We start from the raw sequence: 15,302 nt of genomic DNA, 5'->3' as shown, positions 1-15,302 counted from the left end.
CGCAAATCTAGCGTCCCCATCCAGCAATTTGATGCCGCTGATGATACCGTATATTTGGATTACTGGCGTTCAAACGAAGAAGAGGGCATTGGTATGTGTTGTTTCAGTCAGCCCGTTTCGCATGTGGGGAACACGCGAATCTTTGGTCGCTTGGCCGCATCGGGGACTCAGTTCTTGGCGTACGAGATGGAGTACGAGTCCGAATCGCCCACAGCGATGATATTGCCGCTGCCGATTGATTTGGCTGTCCGTGATGGAGACACCCATGATTCAGCGGCGAATGATTCATTGGCTGGCGGTAGGCCACTGCGATTCATTTCGTTGGAAGGGTACCCCGATTTCTTCTCGCATTTTGAACGTGGGTTTCCGTTCATCCCTGGTGTGTCGATTGGTTGTTCAACCAACGAACTGATCACGAGCTCATCGGCGGCAATGATCGAGGTTCAAGAGATTGGCGACTACATCGCTTCATACGTTCCCTCGCTGCAGGACTTTGATCGGCTTGATCCTCAGTTTTCGATTGCCTCGTCGGTCTGGGATCAATTGCCGCTTTACCACGACTTTGGATTCGCTGTTTTTCAGCTCAAGAAATTGTCGGGAAAGCCTCATCCGATGGCGATGGAGTTTGCGACACGCTGGCCTGCGGAAGTGTTCTTTCCCACGGTGCACATTCACGACGGTGAAGTGCACTCGGTCGAACGATTTGACCATGCGTTGTATTTGCAGCATGCGGCTTGGGATAGCATCGTCGATGGCTACGTGAACAGTGACGTGCGAGACCAAGCCACTGGATTTGTACGTTCCAATCGCCCGGCCAAGCAGTTCATGGCGACGGCTGATTCGGCGGGGTTGCTGCAACCGGATCTGCTGGTGCACCGCAGCATCTTGAGCGGTGATCTTGCGAATGAAGACCAGCGTTTTTCAATTTCCGGTGATCCGATCACTCCGACGATGAACTGGAACAATCTGAAACAATTGTTGCCGTGGGGAATCGGTGCTGGGGCGCTGGCATGGTTCTTGGGTCGACGTTCGCGTTTGCGACGTCAGGCAACTTTGAATTCTAAACCACTTGAAGGTGCATAAAAAAAGCCAGCCTGATTGAATCAAGCTGGCTTGGTAGTTCGTGGCTGTTAAACGTTGCGGCGATCAAGTCGCCAGCGATCGGGAACGAGCGACCGCTAAGCGGTGATCGGTTCCGTTTACAGGTTCGGCGTCGTGTACGGTTCGACGTCGCCAACCATGTGGAAGTGGTTGTGGTCGATGTACACTACTTCGATTGCTTCGCGGTCATGCAGTGTATGAGGCACTGGGTAGCCGACGGTAGTCTTTTCGTCGAAGTAAATCGTGCACTTGTAGTGAGCGTGGTGCAATTGTGCCGGGCCGATCAAAGGATAGAAACGCGGCGGATCGATGTAGTCGGCGATCTTTTCTTTGATGATGCGAACGTTGTTCCGTTGCTTTTCATAGATCAACGGAATGCCACCTTGGACCGGGCGAGCGGTTTCCAGGGCATGGATAACTTCGTCATCACTTGGTGGGTCAAGTGCCTTGACGGTACCGCCCGACGTGGTCGGCGCCAGGATCGGCACGCGTTCATAACGCTCGTGCTTCCAGAACTTTTCTTCTTGCTTGTGTTGATAGTAGGGGCTGACGGGAATCGGATATCCGAGGAATCCGAGATTGAATCCGCCACCCGTACCAAAACACCCGGTGGTCGAAATGGCCATCAAGGCCAACGTCCCCAGGGCGATTCGGCCCAAGATGCGATGTTGCCCGACGCACGTGCGTTTAGGCGAAATTGAATCGTGGGTCGCGTTACTCGTTTCGTGAGTGCGACGGCAATTCGAGCTGGTCATCCGAGAAACCTTCCGTGGTTCGTTCCATGTGCGAGAGGCTTCGGCACCTCTTGCGTACCAGTAGTATCGTGTGAACCTGTGCCGATCTTGCGGGTAATTCCGAAGAATCGTTCGATTTGGTGATTGGACTTTGGCCGAGGCCGTCTTCACTGGTCCGTGTTTGCTGGGCATGGCCGTGTGCGGGCACGTCTGCCGCCGCAGCTGCCTGCGTGAATCACGAAAGAAGCTTCTTCCACGAAGTCGACGCCCACGCACGAAAAAAGCCCGCCTGCGACAAGTGTCGCGGACGGGCTTCTGTTTCACGCTAAAGCTTTGGCTAGTTTAACAACCAGCTATGGATCAGCGGTCTGTGAAGTCCAAGAACCACCAACCGTCGTCCCATTCCAAGCTGACCTTACGCCATCCCAGTGGGACTTGTGGATAAGGATAGAACGGGCCGATGTATGGCCATGCCGATGGGCTGTACTGTTGTGGGTACGTGACCGCCGCATAGTTGGGGTGAGCCGCGTAGCCTGGCCAAGCATAGTTAGGCAGGTTGGGCGAATCGTACCGTGGTGCTCCGCCGCCGGACGAGTACGGTGCCATTGGGACAGGCTGTCCCATCACTGGTGCACCGTGCATGCCAACGGTTCGCATTTGGCCTTGTTGTGGCTGACCATTTTGCGTGCGGTAAGGAGCCGTCATCGCTTGTTGGGGTGCCATTTGTTGCTGCGGATAGCTCGGAGCCGATGCCAATTGAGCTGGTGTTCCAGATTGTGGCAGACGGGCCAAACTCGCAGGTTGTGTCGAGGCAACCGAGATCGCTTCGCGAATCCCTGAAACACCGGGCACCGATTCAGCAATGCGAAGAATTTCAACGCGTTGTTCGGCACTGGCGGCACGGCCGGTCAGTTGCAAAACGCCGTTGTTGCTCTTCACGTCGACGCCAAAGCCCTTCAATTGGCCGGCATCTTTCGCTTGACTGAGCGCGTTGACCACGCTGCTGACAACCGCATCATCATCGAGTGGTTCAACCGCCGATGCAGGGCGAATTTCGCCGGGCATCACTGAGCTTGGTTGAATCGCCCGAGCTTGAGCAGCCAGAGCTTCTCGGAACGAAAAGTCGCTGGCGGGTTGAGCTTCGGTTGCTAGTTCCAAAGGAACTTGTTGAAGTTCGATTTCCTCGGCCGTTGCAACTTCGGTCGAGGGTTTCACGATCGATGCCTTTTCGGCTGTCTCAGTCGCAGCAACTTGAGCTGCGATCACGCTGACTTCGTCAACAATCTTTGCGATGCCTTCGATGCCGTCGGCGGCGTCAAGGACCAAGTCCTTCTGAGCCGCTTTGCTTACGCTGCCTCGGAACAACACCACGCCATCGTCGACTTTCATGTCGAGGGTGAAGTCCTTGAGAGCTCCTGAATCACGATTCGTCTTTAATCGCGAGATGATCTGTTCCGCGATTTCGCGGTCGCCACCCCAGGCCTGCATTGGCCCGAGGGTAGCGAGCGCGGCAATCGCCAATCCGAAATACTTGCGTCGCATTGAATATGCCTCCCTGCAGTCCTAGATCCGTCTGGGCCTGTTCCACTACAAGTTCCGCCGACACGATGTCGATGGGCAAGTCGCCCAGTCGTGGGGACTTGGTGGTTCAGGCGGTAATACCAGACTGGTGTTGCTGGTAGTTTCGGCTTGTTAGGGAGGTGCAAGGTAGGTTTTTTCTGATTTTGTCGCTGATTCCGTTTGCAGCGCCCGCAAATTTTAACACTGTCGCAGTTTCACAGCACTTAGAACGCAACGAACGACACCGTCTATCGCAGCCCACGCATGAAAACTGTGATCGCGGCGATCGTGCCGATTGCTGGAAAAACGACCAAGGCCAATTGAGGCCGGACGGCGATCACTGCCAAACCTGCAACACCTGCAACCGCGATCCCGGGGGGCAACCATCGTGCGGGTTTCTTAAGTGATGGCCAAGCCAACCACAGAGCCCCCATCAACAAGCCGACTCGGCCCGTCGCGGCCGACAGAAACCGAGCCGATCCGTCGCTGCCGAATTTCCAAGTCACCACGCCACAAACGACCAACAGCACAATCGCGATCAGTAATACCAAGACGCGGCGCGGATCGGCGGGCGGGCGGGTGCTGGCCGAGTAGTCGGGTCTGGCCGTTCGAGGCGGTTGGGATAATCGGTTCATGACGGTAAACGATAACGTCTGATCGGATAGGGACCATAGGCGACTCGCCTGGCACCGACTGGGCATAGTTCCTGGGGAAGTCTCAGGGGGCGTCTCAGTGACATGCTATAGTCGCCACTGGTACCCAAAGATTGCGTTGAACCCGGTACCATCGACGCCACTGCCAAGCACTCGGTATCCCTTGTCGGTTAGGTTTTCCAGCGACAAGGACAGTTGATGTTGGCGTTTGTCGCCAAAGCTTCGCCCTGTTCGAACGTTCAAGGTCGCATAGCCCGGCGTGCCGCCCGGTATAAATCGCACGTCGCTGAGATTCAGTTGGTTGTAACGATCCGATCGCCCCACCATCCATGTGTAGACATCGACAAAGGCGTTCGCGTTAGGTTCCGTCAGACGCAGTCCAAGGATGCTCTGAATGGGCGGAATGCGGGTGATCGGTTCGTCACTCGATGTGATCTGGCCATACGTGTAAGCAAAGTTTCCGTACAGCGAAAGGTTTGTCGTTAGCAAGTATTCGCCGTTGATTTCGGTACCGTTCAGGTACGCCGTTTGGTTCGTCAAGAAGTCAACGCCGCCAATCGTTTCACGCGACAGAAAACTATCGAAGTCCGTCCAGTATTCGACTGCCTGCAATCGCAGTCGGTCGTAATTGAACTTCAATCCGACTTCATACGTGTAGCTATGTTCGGGCTCAGCCGCCAAGTTTCCAACCAATGGAACCGAGACATTATTTTGCAGCGAAGTCTTGTTGGCCGTCAAATCGTCAATCGTGGGTGCTCGAAATCCTTCGTATACACCGCCGATCAAACGCATGTTCTCGGTCAACTCGTAAGACAAGCCGATGCTGGCGATCCAGTCTTGGTAAGAACGTTGAAAGTAGGTTTCACCCAGGCCGGTAAAGTTGGGCGTGCCCGAAACGTTGATGTTTTCGTATCGAACACTGGTCGTTGCATCAAGCCGATCGGTCACGGGGACGTTCCATGACAAGTAAGCGCCGACTCGATCGGCTGCGCTGTCGTCCGGATACTGGGGATCCACGTTGGCGGGCGTCGAGACCGGGTTCGCGGGATCGTTGATTCGAATCCGCTCGGCGTTGATCGATTCGGCATAGAAGTCGGTGCCGTAAGTCAATCTGCCAAAGTCGCCCATATTCTTCACCGCCGACAGCACCGTGCCCCAACCGAGGTCGTCGAACTCGCTGATTTCGCGGCGAGTGATCGTGGCAGCCGCCGAATTGTCGGTGTAACGATCAACGATGGAGCCTTCTTTGGTTCGCGTTCCCGAGAACGTGACTGAATAAGCGTCGGCAAAGAACACGTCGTCGGGCAGCAAGCCTTCCAGTCGTGCGTAGATCAGATCCCGTTGCTGCGGATCATAAATGGTGGGGCGCTGTGTGGGCACGCTTCCGTCCGGGGCCGGCCCCAGGACAAACGGCAAAAATCGGTCGCTGCGTTTCAGGTCTTGCTGTTCAAAATGTTGCAGTGCCACTGTCAGCAGATGATCTTTGGTCAACATTCGTTGCAGTTTCACGTCGCCGGCGTACTGCTGGTAGTCCGTCGCAAATTGGCGTCCAAGATCGCCTCCGCGATCGACATTCCCGACGTCCAGGTACGAAATGCCACCGACGATTCCGGTGGCGCCGTACCATCCGCTGAAGCCGGTGCGTGTGTAGGATGAAGCTTCGGCCGAGCTGTAGATCTGACTGAATTCGGGGCTCGAATAGTTGCCACGCAGCGGATCAGCCGACCGAGTGACCACGTTGATGACACCGCCAATCGCGTCGCTTCCCCACAGAGCCGATTCGGCTCCGCGAATGACTTCGATCCGCTGGATGGTTCCTGGATCAATCGTCGCGGCATATTGATTAGGACCAGGACGCAGGATGCTGGTATTCATCCGAATTCCGTCGACCAGCACCAGGATCTGTTGCCCCGTCAATCCGCGAATGAACGGCGACAATTGGCCGTTGCCGGTCTGTTGCAACGTCACGCCGACTTCGTTTTGAAGGGCGCGAAACATCGTCGTGGCCTGACGCCTATCCAAGTCAGATCGGTCGACGATGGTGCCCAGTTGGGGCGAATCAAACAGATCCGACTCGCCACGAAAAGCACTGTTGAGTCCGGTGGGGTTGCTCGCGATTGAGCCGAAAATTTGTTCGCTAAGCGAAGGGAACGAGTCGCTGAAGGGTGAGTTTGCGGTGGCGCCATTCGATGGTGACGCGGGCGCGCGGCTTGCAACGTTTGCCGGTGAGGGCGAGGCGACCGATGATCCATTCGTCGGGAACTCTGGCGGTGCAAATGCTGGCTCGATAGGAGTGGAATTTGGTGCCAGCATTGGCGCTGGTGTAACGACGGTATCCGGTGGTGTGTCGATCGGGGCGATCGGTGGCTCTGCGGCGGGTGGGCGGACTTCGATCTCTGGTAACGTCGCCGACTCGTTTTGTTGCAGCAGCGTTGCCAGGCTGACGTTGCTGTCGGTCACGATTTGGGCGCAGACGCTAGAAACAAGGACGCTCGATCCAAGTGCAGTCGCCAGCGTCAGGCCGAGAATGGAATGCAGTTTCACAGTAGCTGACTTTTAATCCGAACGAATTTCAGCCGTCGCAACAGGGCTAGGCTAGCGTAATCGTTCTGGTTGGTTCATTGGTTGTCATCGGCGCAAGCGGCTTGAACGCTTTGCCCGTTGCATCCGGCACCGGCAAAGTTGCCTCAACGCGAATAATGGGAACAACGATCTTCGATTTCGTGGCGTTCGTTTCGCCGTCGCGGGCGGATTTTGCGTCGCTCGGGTCCATTTCACCGGCTTCAAAGTGGGAAAAAGGCCATGCGAAGCAAAAGTCGACTGGGGCGGCACGACATCTGCATTAGGGAAGTAGGATGCCTGAATCTGAAAAACCCGATGATCCGTGCAAAATCGAAGAGTCGAGCAAAACGCTCGACTGCAGTGGGCGGTCGGACCATTCTGGTCAGGATCCGTTGTTCATCTCCTCGCAAGAAATACTACGTGGTCGACGAGAGGTATGGATCGATCACGCAGGCGATGTTTACCGTTTGCGGCTGACTTCATCGGGAAAATTATACTTAAGTAAATAGTCGCTTTCGCGGCCGAGTACTGGAATTCATTTTGAAATCGTTTGTCCGTTCGACTCTGATCTCCGTTGCCGTTCATGCGAGCGTGATGGGGGCGATCTGCGCGTTACCGATTTCAGTGGTCAATCGATTCAAAACCTCTGGTCACCAGAATGCTGTTTCGATCGAGATCAGCATCGCCAGTGCAACGTCGACCGAGTCGGTTGCGATGACGATGGTCAGCTTAGCGGCTGAACCGATTGCGATTCGTCAGCCGACGCCCGTCGAAGCGATCGATCGGGACTTGAAATCTCTGGTCGACAAATCGCCCGTCGATCCGACTAATGTCGCCGACCGATCACTGCCCGAGTGGGATGAATGTCAATCTGAACGCGAACCGATAATTTCGCGAACGTCGATTGCGGTCGTGGACATGCCAACGATTGAGTTCACTGCCGAGCCAAGGCCGAGGCGATCGGTCGCCCGCCAATCCAAACCGCCATCGGTCGATCTATCGCCACTTGAGCAAGTGGTCGGGCTCGCGGAAAAAATCGCGGTGGACTTTTCATTCAGTCCACCACCGGAGTATCCGGTCGAAGCTGTGCGTGACGGTTTGGAGGGAACGGTCATGCTGCGATTAAAAATCGACTCGGTCGGGCGCGTTGCCGAAGTTAAAGTTGTCGAATCCAGCGGCCACACGACTCTTGATCGCGCAGCCGTCGCGGCAGTGAGTCAATGGCACGGACAACCTGCGCGGCGTTTCGGGCGAGCAACTGAGTCGGTGGAAGTACTGCCGATTCGATTTCGGTTATAGCGACGGTTGAACTTAAGCGTTTTGCGTGGTTGATCAAAACGCGTCACTTGCCCAGCGATTCAGCCGCGTCCAAAAGGATGCTGAATCCACTTTGATTTGGGCCGCTGCGATCATTCGAACCGGTAGCGTGATCGGTTGATGATCGATTCGGATTCGGGCCTGATAGTAAGGTTGCGGTTGCGAGTCGACTGACGATTGTTGAATTCGCCCGGACTGGATTAGACTCGCTGGTATTTCGTTGGCCGGAGACGTTGCGATTTCGGTGATGTGTCCGGTCACGCTGCCTCGCGGTCGGTCGGCAACTCGCAGAATCGCTTGTTGGCCGATCCGAACCAATTCAACGTCATTCTGGCTCAAGTAAACGATCGCGTCTCGCCGGACGGCGTCACCAATCACACAAACTTGCGTGCCTTCATCAAGCTGCGCGCCGCGATTGCTGACGTCCAGCGGTGTGCCTTTCCAACCGCGAGGTTGCCAATCCGGCGTTTGTGATTCTGTGATCCGCTCGGGCGGAAAGGCAACACCGTTGACGTCGGACCGCAGGGTTCGACGGTCGAGTTCGCGATCGATCAGGCTGAGTTGCTTGTTCGTTTGATCCAGAGACTTTCGGGTCATCGGGATCGCTGCCGATGCGCCGGCGTCAACGCCGCGGCGATTCTGCAATCCCGCCAACTCGGATTCCAGTTGGTCTCGGTGAGTCGCAATCGCTATGCGTTCTCGATCGGCGTCGTCATCGATCAGGCTTGCCACGATGTCGTTGGGCCGGACCGTGGCACCCGACAATACGGCGTGACGAATTTGGCCTGGGGCCGAGACGACGATTGATTTGGCGGACTGTGGTTCGGTGATCGACACCGCGGTGACCGAACGAGGCAAGGGGAACGTTACTGCGATGACAGTTAACGCCGCGGCAATCCCGGTGGCCGTGCCAACTCGAATCTGTGAACGCCCGTGTGGCGATCGGGCATGTTTCGGCTGTGTCAAAAGATGGTAAATCCTTCGGCCCACAGCAAATGATCCCGCCGCTAGGCCCACCGCAAAAACCGTATCGGCAAATCCGTGCAATTTGGCCCACTGATAGAAGGTCATCGCGATCACGGAGTAAACCAGAGTTCGGTAGATTCCGCTGGCGATTGCAAATCCGATCAGGCCGATTTCGTAGTGCGCCGGATCGTGAATCGATCCGGATCCAGAATTCGACGGTGCACCCCAAATCGTGTTCGTGAACCGACGCTGAAACGCAGTTCTCGCACGACTAGCAAGATTAGGCATTCCGATCACGTCCGACAGAATGTAATAGCCGTCGTACTTCATCAACGGGTTGCCATTGAACAGTAGGGTCGAAACCGAACAGACTACCATCACGGTGACGCAAATGTCGCGCAGCGGGCCGTCGTTGGCTGCGACCCAAGCCACGGTTGCAACGGCAGCGATCGAAAGTTCGGCGATCATTCCGGCTGCCGACACCAGAATTCGTTTCCAAGGCCGGTCCAGCATCCAAGCGTCCGAGACGTCGCAGTACAAACAGGGAACGCCAACCAAAAACATCACACCGATTTCGCTACATCGGGCACCCAGTTTTTGGCATGCCATTGCATGGGCAAGCTCGTGAGTGATTTTGGTTGTTCCAATCACGAGGGCCAGAATGATCCAGTTGTCCAACCGCGAGGCCGCCGTTGCTACATCGCTGGCAAACGAAGACCACCGAGTGATGACCGTCAAGACGGCGGCAATGACTAGTGTCGCGATCACGGTCATTGCCGGCACTGAAAAGAGCAGACGCGAAACGAAATCGAGTTTGGCAAGTCCTTGGGTGGGATCGATGCCGGGCAATCGAATGGCGAGTGGGTTTGACCACCGGCGGGATCGCTTCGCAAGTGATGGCGTTGACGTGTTTCGGGTTGCGACAAGACCGTTGTGGCTGGCACCAGCGAAGAACTGGAGGACTTGTTGGGGCGACAAGTGTAGCGGCAAGAACAACGATGCTGCGTCGGCAGACAATTGCTTGAAAGATCGACGGCCATCGGCCAACATCAACATCGCGTGCTCTTGATCGGTAAAGTGAAAGTACGATCGGACAAGCGGATCTTTGACCACCCAAATCTTTTGGCCGCCCGACCTGATTTGGCGATGGATCAAGTCCGCCCGCAACCGCACGGTTGTCGGATGCGATGTCACGGCGACCGGCTCGCGGTTAAGTGCATGCCGGGCAACACATCGCGATTCGGATTGTCGAACTCGATCCAGAATTTTGCTTCGTTGTTGACGGGATCAATTTCGGGGCTGACGAAAACCACCTCGCCAGTCCGCGTGATGACTTCGTCGCTTCCAATCCGAATGGAGAGTTCGACCATAGGGCGATTTCGCAGGTCTTGAATCTGGTCGGCGCTGGCGTAACCTTCGGCCCTTAGTCGATCTAGGCGAATCACTCGCGCGATCGGTTCGCCTTCGACGACCCAATCACCGGGTTTGCGATGAATTTCAACGACAACACCGTCAAGCGGCGACTTGATGAGGTGTCGTTGGCTTTCCAAATTTGCGAGTTCTTTTTGATGATCACCCAGAGTCAGTTTTAGCCCGTCGACGATTTTGTTAACGCGTGATTGTTGCAGGGCAAGCTTCGATTGCTGGATGCTCCATAGATGGCCTTCTGCGGTCTCGGCTTCGGCATCGGCTTTCAACTGGTCAATGTCATGTTCAACTTTAGCCTGAGTGGTATCCAGGAGAGATTTTTCGAATACCAGTCGCAGCCCATCAATTTCTGACTTTGAAATGCTCTCTGCATACTCGGCGCGAGAACGCAGTGCGCGGTCGAGCTCGTTCTTCGCGACAGCTGCTGACTTTTCCGCAGCCTCGATGCGAACGCTGTTCTTAGCCATTCGCTGCGCGATTTGTTGACGGACTAAGTGTTCTTTGGCAGTTTGCCGTTGGGCACCAAGCTCTGCTTCGGCTTGTTCAGTCGCAAGACAATCATCGACCGCTTGCTGGAGAATTTCCAATTGAGTCTTGGCGATCGCCGCCCGAACGCGAGACTCGCGGTCGTCCGTGGATGCAATCAAGTCGCCTGCGGAAATCGACTGGCCTTCTCGCACCGCGAGTTTCGAAATTACACCGGTCGCGGCCGAAGGGACTTCCACCGAATCAATCACCGTCACGACAAGGTTTTCGAATTGAATCAAATCATCGGCGCAAGCGGAACCCGTTCCTGTGGAAAGGGAAAAGAAGACCATCGCGGCCGAAAATGTTCTCGAAAAGGGCATCATAGCTATTCTTAAAACCAACTCACTTGACGATACCACTGGATCAGACTTCGCAAATAAACGAAGCCGGCTGCACGTCGACCGCAATGCAATTTCGCGACCACGGTTGCTCCTTGTCGCATCGAAGCATCGGCGTCGATTTCGATCGGGACGTGAACCTTGACGACCGATTGGCCGGCCATGTTCATGTCGGCCACGTTCGCGACTCGGTCAACTTGGCCATGCAACACGATCGTTGGACTTGAACGCAGTTTCAATGAGCAAGGCGTCGGGCGCCGCGACTGCGATTCGAGCACGTAACCAATCGATTGGTCGGCAATCTCAAGTTCTGCATTCCAGCCGTCAGTCTTCGATACTACGCTGACGAGATACTGGCCGTGCGAAACGGGCCGGGACGCCAACATGCCAGTCACGTCCCATTGGTCGACCGTTCCGTCGATGGGGCTGGTCAACGTCAGTCCTTCAAGTTGCCAGTTAATGGCGGCAATTTGGCGGTCTAGTCCAGCAATTTCAGCCTCCAGGACTTGTTCGTCGGCTGAGATCTGCGAATCTCGTGTGACGCCGCGACGGGCCGACAGCGACGCTAGCTTTGCCTTGGCGGTTTCCATCGCGGCCATGAGTGATTGGTATCGCAATTCAAGGTCAGGGCTGCGCAAAATCACGAGCGGTTGGCCCGCTGTGACCGCGTCTCCGTCGGATACTAAGACGTCGGACACGACGGCTTCCGCAGGCGAATAAATGCGTGACTGATTCACCGCGGTTATTTTGCCTTCGGCGGGAATGGCAAATTGGACTGGAATCCAAGCAAGTAGTGCAAGCGTTAGGACTGCAACGGCCGATGCGATTCGCGTGCGCCGGCCATCGGTCGATATTAGATGACGGATTGCAGACGGCAGCAGTGAGGCTTGGCGATCGATTGCGGCACGGACGGCCGAGGCGACTGGGATGCGGACAGGATTCCAAGCGTCGCAAAGATGCTCGGGTGCATCGAGTGGATACTGGAATCGTTCAAGGACGACAGCGGCAACGGTTTTTTTTGATTCCGGATCGATGATGGTTTCGAAGTGGACTTCGCGGCATCCAGCTTCGTCGATGTAACGTAGCACCTCGTCGGCGGTCGACGTGTTCTTGGGCGGTCCATCGCCGATAGCAAACGCGAATCGTGATGAGTCGGACAAGCAACGTTTGGCCAATTGTTGCAGTGATCGAACGTGGTCGGCACGTCGGTCGACCGAATGGGACGCGGACGAGGCGCTCAATTGATAACGACCTTCGCGGTATCGCATCAGGCTGACTCGATCGATCGAGACCGCCTCGGCCGAAGCAGCGGCGATTGCTGCTAATGTTTCAGACAAACTATTGCCGCGGTGCAGATCGGCGATGAAGCGATCTCGGTTGGACTGTTGGTTCAGACGCGACCTCAGCAACTCGACACTGTTTCGTAATTCGATCGGTGCCGCCAGATCCACCAGCACCGTCAGCAATTGCTCGACGGGGGCTCGGCGGGCCAGTGGAAGCGGATCACCGAATCGGACTTCGATTTCGAGCGTGTCGTTGTCGGCAAGCGGCGCCGAAGCGATGACCGATTCCGAGGTATCACTCGTCACTGCAGTATCTTCGGTGTGATGCAATAGTGCGAGGCCCTGATTGGCCAGATTGATCCAAACGCCACTATGGCAAGTGCGAATCCGAACCGCACCAGCACCGATGGTCGTTAACAAGTCTGACGCGATTCGCTGATAGAGCCGGTTGCTCGTTTCGCTGGCTTCGCCGCTAGGTCGATGTTCTCGACCTGTGGTTTGCTTAGCGAGTTGTTCGATTCGGTCGATCAACCGCTGACATTCATCCCAAAACTTGTCGCCCGATAGTCGATCGTCGACGGTGCGTTGGCGGTCGGTCATGAGATCGAACCAGTGGACAGACAAGGATGTGGAAAAGAGGGCTTTGCTAGACCTCGCATTTTAACATCCGTGTCATCAATATCGCACAAAACACGTGTGTTTCACGGCAATGTTTTGACAGCCATGTGAATTTGTTCGGATTGAGTGGACGGGTTGGGGCCGGTCGTACGATCTATGCCAATGGTACCGGTTATGTCGGCGAAAATGGGCATGCTGCGCCTGCGATGGTAACTCATTGCCGGCCTGTGAGTTTCGCATCGCCAGAGAGATCGGACTTGATGACTCAAAGAACGATTTTACAGACGCTATTGGCGAAAACGTTGGCAATTGTGCGGCTAATCAATCGAATGAAGCGACCAACACTCGGACTTGCCCAATGGGCAAAGATTCTGCTGTGCGCGCTCGTGGTTGTGTCGCCGACCGGATGCCAGTCCTATCGTAATCTGCCGCAGACGATCGGCAACAATACCGACTACGTTGATTCGATCATGCGACAAGTCGATGCGGGCGCGCCGGCGTCGGACGCATCGGTCGCGACAGTCTCGCATTCGGTAATCGAGCCGATGACCTTGCGGACGCCGGATGATTTTGAAAACGCACAGTACCGCGAGATATCGCTTGCTCAGGCGATCGAATCGGCGGTTGGTAACGCGCAGGTGTTACGAGACTTGGGTGCGACTGTGCTGCGCTCGCCAAGCCAAGTCGTCACGACCGAAGCCCTTGGTTTGATCCAGACTGATCCTCAAGCCAGCATCGAAGCGGCTTTATCGGCCTACGACGCCCAGCTCTATGCATTCGGAAAATGGCAAAACAACGACCGACGGTTCAATAACCGGTTTTTCGGTGGTGGCTCAACTGCGTTCAAGCAAGACACGCACGACTATGTGGCGCAGTTGTCAAAGCGAACCGCCACCGGCGCTCAGTTTGCGGTTCGCAGTGTGACCGACTATGACGCCAACAACGCGACCGGCAATCTTTTCAACAGTGCTTGGCAAACTCAGTTGCAAGCCGAAGCACGCCAGCCGTTGTTGCAAGGCGGTGGTTTGACGTTCAACCGGATTGCCGGTCCGGCGGCTGAGCCTGGTGTGTACCACGGCATCCTGATCGCAAAAGTCAATAATGATATCACTGCGTCGAAGTTCCGCAGTCAGACGCGTGACTTTGTCAGCGACGTGATGAACGCCTATTGGGACTTGTACTTTGCGTATCGTGATCTCGATGCGAAACGCGATGCGCTGGATCGGGCGCGGCAGACCTGGGAAAGTTTCCAGGCCCAGAAAACAAGCAATCGAAAATCAGGTGCCGCCGAAGCGCTGGCTCGCGAGCAGTACTATCGATTCAAGTCGGAGCTGCAGGATGCGATCGCGGGCAAGTTGACTCAGCGAACTCAGGTTGATAATTCCAGTTCGGGAGGCACGTTTGCGGGCGTCGGTGGCGTTCAAGCGGCCGAACGTCGGTTGCGATTGTTGATTGGGCTACCGATCAGTGACGGTGTCTTGCTTCGCCCATCGGACGAGCCCAACGATGCGCCGTTGATCTTTGATTGGGATTCCATTTCGGCCGAAGCGATTCAGCTTCGCAGTGAGTTACAGCAGCAGCGATTGACCGTCAAACAACGCGAGATGGAATTGTTGGCGGCCAAAAATTTCCTAATGCCCTCGCTCGATTTGGTGTCGATTTATCGACTGCGAGGACTCGGGAAAGACTTGGCGGGTGACGGCAGTGCGTGGAATGAACTCGGTTCGCTCGACTATCAGGAATACGAGGCCAGTTTGGAACTTCGAATGCCGGTTGGTTTCCGGCAAGGTCATTTGGCGGTCCGAAACGCGCAAATGCAGATCGCACGCGAGAAAGCAATTTTACGAGAACAGGAACGACAAATCCTGCACGACTTGACTGCGGTCGTCGCGGATGTTGATCGATCATTCGCTCAGATGCAGACGAACATAAATCGGTTTTTGGCCGCTAGCGAGGCAATGGACGTTCTGGAAGCCAACCGTAAAGCCGGGCTGCCCGTCAACTTGGAACAACTCCTCGATGCCCAGCGACGAGTCAGCGAAGCTCAGAGTCGTTATTATTCAGCGATTGCCGAATACACGATTTCAACCAAAAACGTGCAATTCGAGAAAGGCACGCTGCTGGAATCAGCCAACTTGATGATCATGGAATTGCCTTAGCGGTAAAGTGGGGGACGTCACTCGAATCCGACACTCCGTTTCACCTAGACTGTTG

11 protein-coding genes are annotated in these 15,302 nt (G+C 55.6%); 4 read left to right on the top strand and 7 right to left on the bottom strand.

The genetic code is table 11. From position 1 onward, the window contains the following. The first annotated feature begins 93 nt into the window (after positions 1-93). On the top strand, positions 94-1,083 hold the full coding sequence (locus Poly59_RS12075; RefSeq protein ID WP_146534254.1) for a hypothetical protein: 990 nt from the start codon (positions 94-96) through the stop codon (positions 1,081-1,083). Between the two features lie 116 nt (positions 1,084-1,199). On the opposite strand, the gene Poly59_RS12070 is transcribed toward Poly59_RS12075, so the two are convergent. The 4 genes from Poly59_RS12070 to Poly59_RS12055 all read right to left on the bottom strand — a co-directional run bounded on the left by Poly59_RS12070 (position 1,200) and on the right by Poly59_RS12055 (position 6,592). After that, on the bottom strand, positions 1,200-1,856 hold the full coding sequence (locus tag Poly59_RS12070; protein ID WP_246151578.1) for a hypothetical protein: 657 nt from the start codon (positions 1,854-1,856) through the stop codon (positions 1,200-1,202). A gap of 339 nt (positions 1,857-2,195) precedes the next feature. Then, entirely contained in the window at positions 2,196-3,377 is a 1,182-nt protein-coding gene (locus Poly59_RS12065) for a BON domain-containing protein (RefSeq protein ID WP_146534253.1), read from the bottom strand. 266 nt (positions 3,378-3,643) lie between these two features. Then, the gene (locus tag Poly59_RS12060; RefSeq protein ID WP_246151577.1) at positions 3,644-4,030 is read right to left on the bottom strand and encodes a hypothetical protein; all 387 of its coding nucleotides are present in this window, start codon (positions 4,028-4,030) and stop codon (positions 3,644-3,646) included. Positions 4,031-4,135: 105 nt separating this feature from the next. Continuing rightward, positions 4,136-6,592 (bottom strand): TonB-dependent receptor, encoded by a 2,457-nt coding sequence (locus Poly59_RS12055; protein ID WP_146534252.1) that lies wholly within the window; start codon positions 6,590-6,592, stop codon positions 4,136-4,138. Positions 6,593-6,903: 311 nt separating this feature from the next. Here Poly59_RS12055 and Poly59_RS12050 point away from each other — a divergent pair, with 311 nt between their 5' ends. Further along, on the top strand, positions 6,904-7,119 hold the full coding sequence (locus tag Poly59_RS12050; RefSeq protein WP_146534251.1) for a hemin uptake protein HemP: 216 nt from the start codon (positions 6,904-6,906) through the stop codon (positions 7,117-7,119). A gap of 31 nt (positions 7,120-7,150) precedes the next feature. Then, positions 7,151-7,909 carry an energy transducer TonB gene (locus Poly59_RS12045; protein WP_146534250.1) on the top strand — a complete coding sequence of 253 codons (759 nt, stop codon included), beginning with the start codon at positions 7,151-7,153 and terminating at the stop codon, positions 7,907-7,909. Between the two features lie 33 nt (positions 7,910-7,942). Here Poly59_RS12045 and Poly59_RS12040 read toward each other — a convergent pair whose 3' ends face one another. Genes Poly59_RS12040 through Poly59_RS12030 form a run of 3 tightly spaced genes read right to left on the bottom strand, consistent with a single transcriptional unit; the run spans position 7,943 to position 13,070 of the window. Next, positions 7,943-10,087 (bottom strand): hypothetical protein, encoded by a 2,145-nt coding sequence (locus tag Poly59_RS12040; protein WP_146534249.1) that lies wholly within the window; start codon positions 10,085-10,087, stop codon positions 7,943-7,945. After that, entirely contained in the window at positions 10,084-11,139 is a 1,056-nt protein-coding gene (locus tag Poly59_RS12035) for an efflux RND transporter periplasmic adaptor subunit (RefSeq protein WP_186776192.1), read from the bottom strand. Before Poly59_RS12035 ends, Poly59_RS12040 begins: the two co-directional genes overlap by 4 nt. 41 nt (positions 11,140-11,180) lie before the next feature. Further along, complete coding sequence (locus Poly59_RS12030) at positions 11,181-13,070, bottom strand: efflux RND transporter periplasmic adaptor subunit (RefSeq protein ID WP_146534247.1); 1,890 nt, start codon at positions 13,068-13,070, stop codon at positions 11,181-11,183. A gap of 347 nt (positions 13,071-13,417) precedes the next feature. Here Poly59_RS12030 and Poly59_RS12025 point away from each other — a divergent pair, with 347 nt between their 5' ends. Then, entirely contained in the window at positions 13,418-15,247 is a 1,830-nt protein-coding gene (locus Poly59_RS12025) for a TolC family protein (protein WP_146534499.1), read from the top strand. The last annotated feature ends 55 nt before the right edge of the window (positions 15,248-15,302 follow it).

The sequence above is a fragment of the Rubripirellula reticaptiva genome (assembly GCF_007860175.1).
Classification (GTDB): Bacteria; Planctomycetota; Planctomycetia; order Pirellulales; family Pirellulaceae; genus Rubripirellula; species Rubripirellula reticaptiva.
Note: the sequence above shows the minus strand (reverse complement) of the source record. Positions and strands in the feature narration are given on the sequence as shown.

Coding starts and splice junctions, on each gene's coding strand:
- Poly59_RS12075 (WP_146534254.1), top strand. CDS start 94: ATGTGTTGTTTCAGTCAGCCCGTTTCGCATGTGGGGAACACGCGAATC.
- Poly59_RS12030 (WP_146534247.1), bottom strand. CDS start 13,070: ATGACCGACCGCCAACGCACCGTCGACGATCGACTATCGGGCGACAAG.
- Poly59_RS12060 (WP_246151577.1), bottom strand. CDS start 4,030: ATGAACCGATTATCCCAACCGCCTCGAACGGCCAGACCCGACTACTCG.
- Poly59_RS12050 (WP_146534251.1), top strand. CDS start 6,904: ATGCCTGAATCTGAAAAACCCGATGATCCGTGCAAAATCGAAGAGTCG.
- Poly59_RS12070 (WP_246151578.1), bottom strand. CDS start 1,856: ATGACCAGCTCGAATTGCCGTCGCACTCACGAAACGAGTAACGCGACC.
- Poly59_RS12025 (WP_146534499.1), top strand. CDS start 13,418: ATGAAGCGACCAACACTCGGACTTGCCCAATGGGCAAAGATTCTGCTG.
- Poly59_RS12035 (WP_186776192.1), bottom strand. CDS start 11,139: ATGGTCTTCTTTTCCCTTTCCACAGGAACGGGTTCCGCTTGCGCCGAT.
- Poly59_RS12065 (WP_146534253.1), bottom strand. CDS start 3,377: ATGCGACGCAAGTATTTCGGATTGGCGATTGCCGCGCTCGCTACCCTC.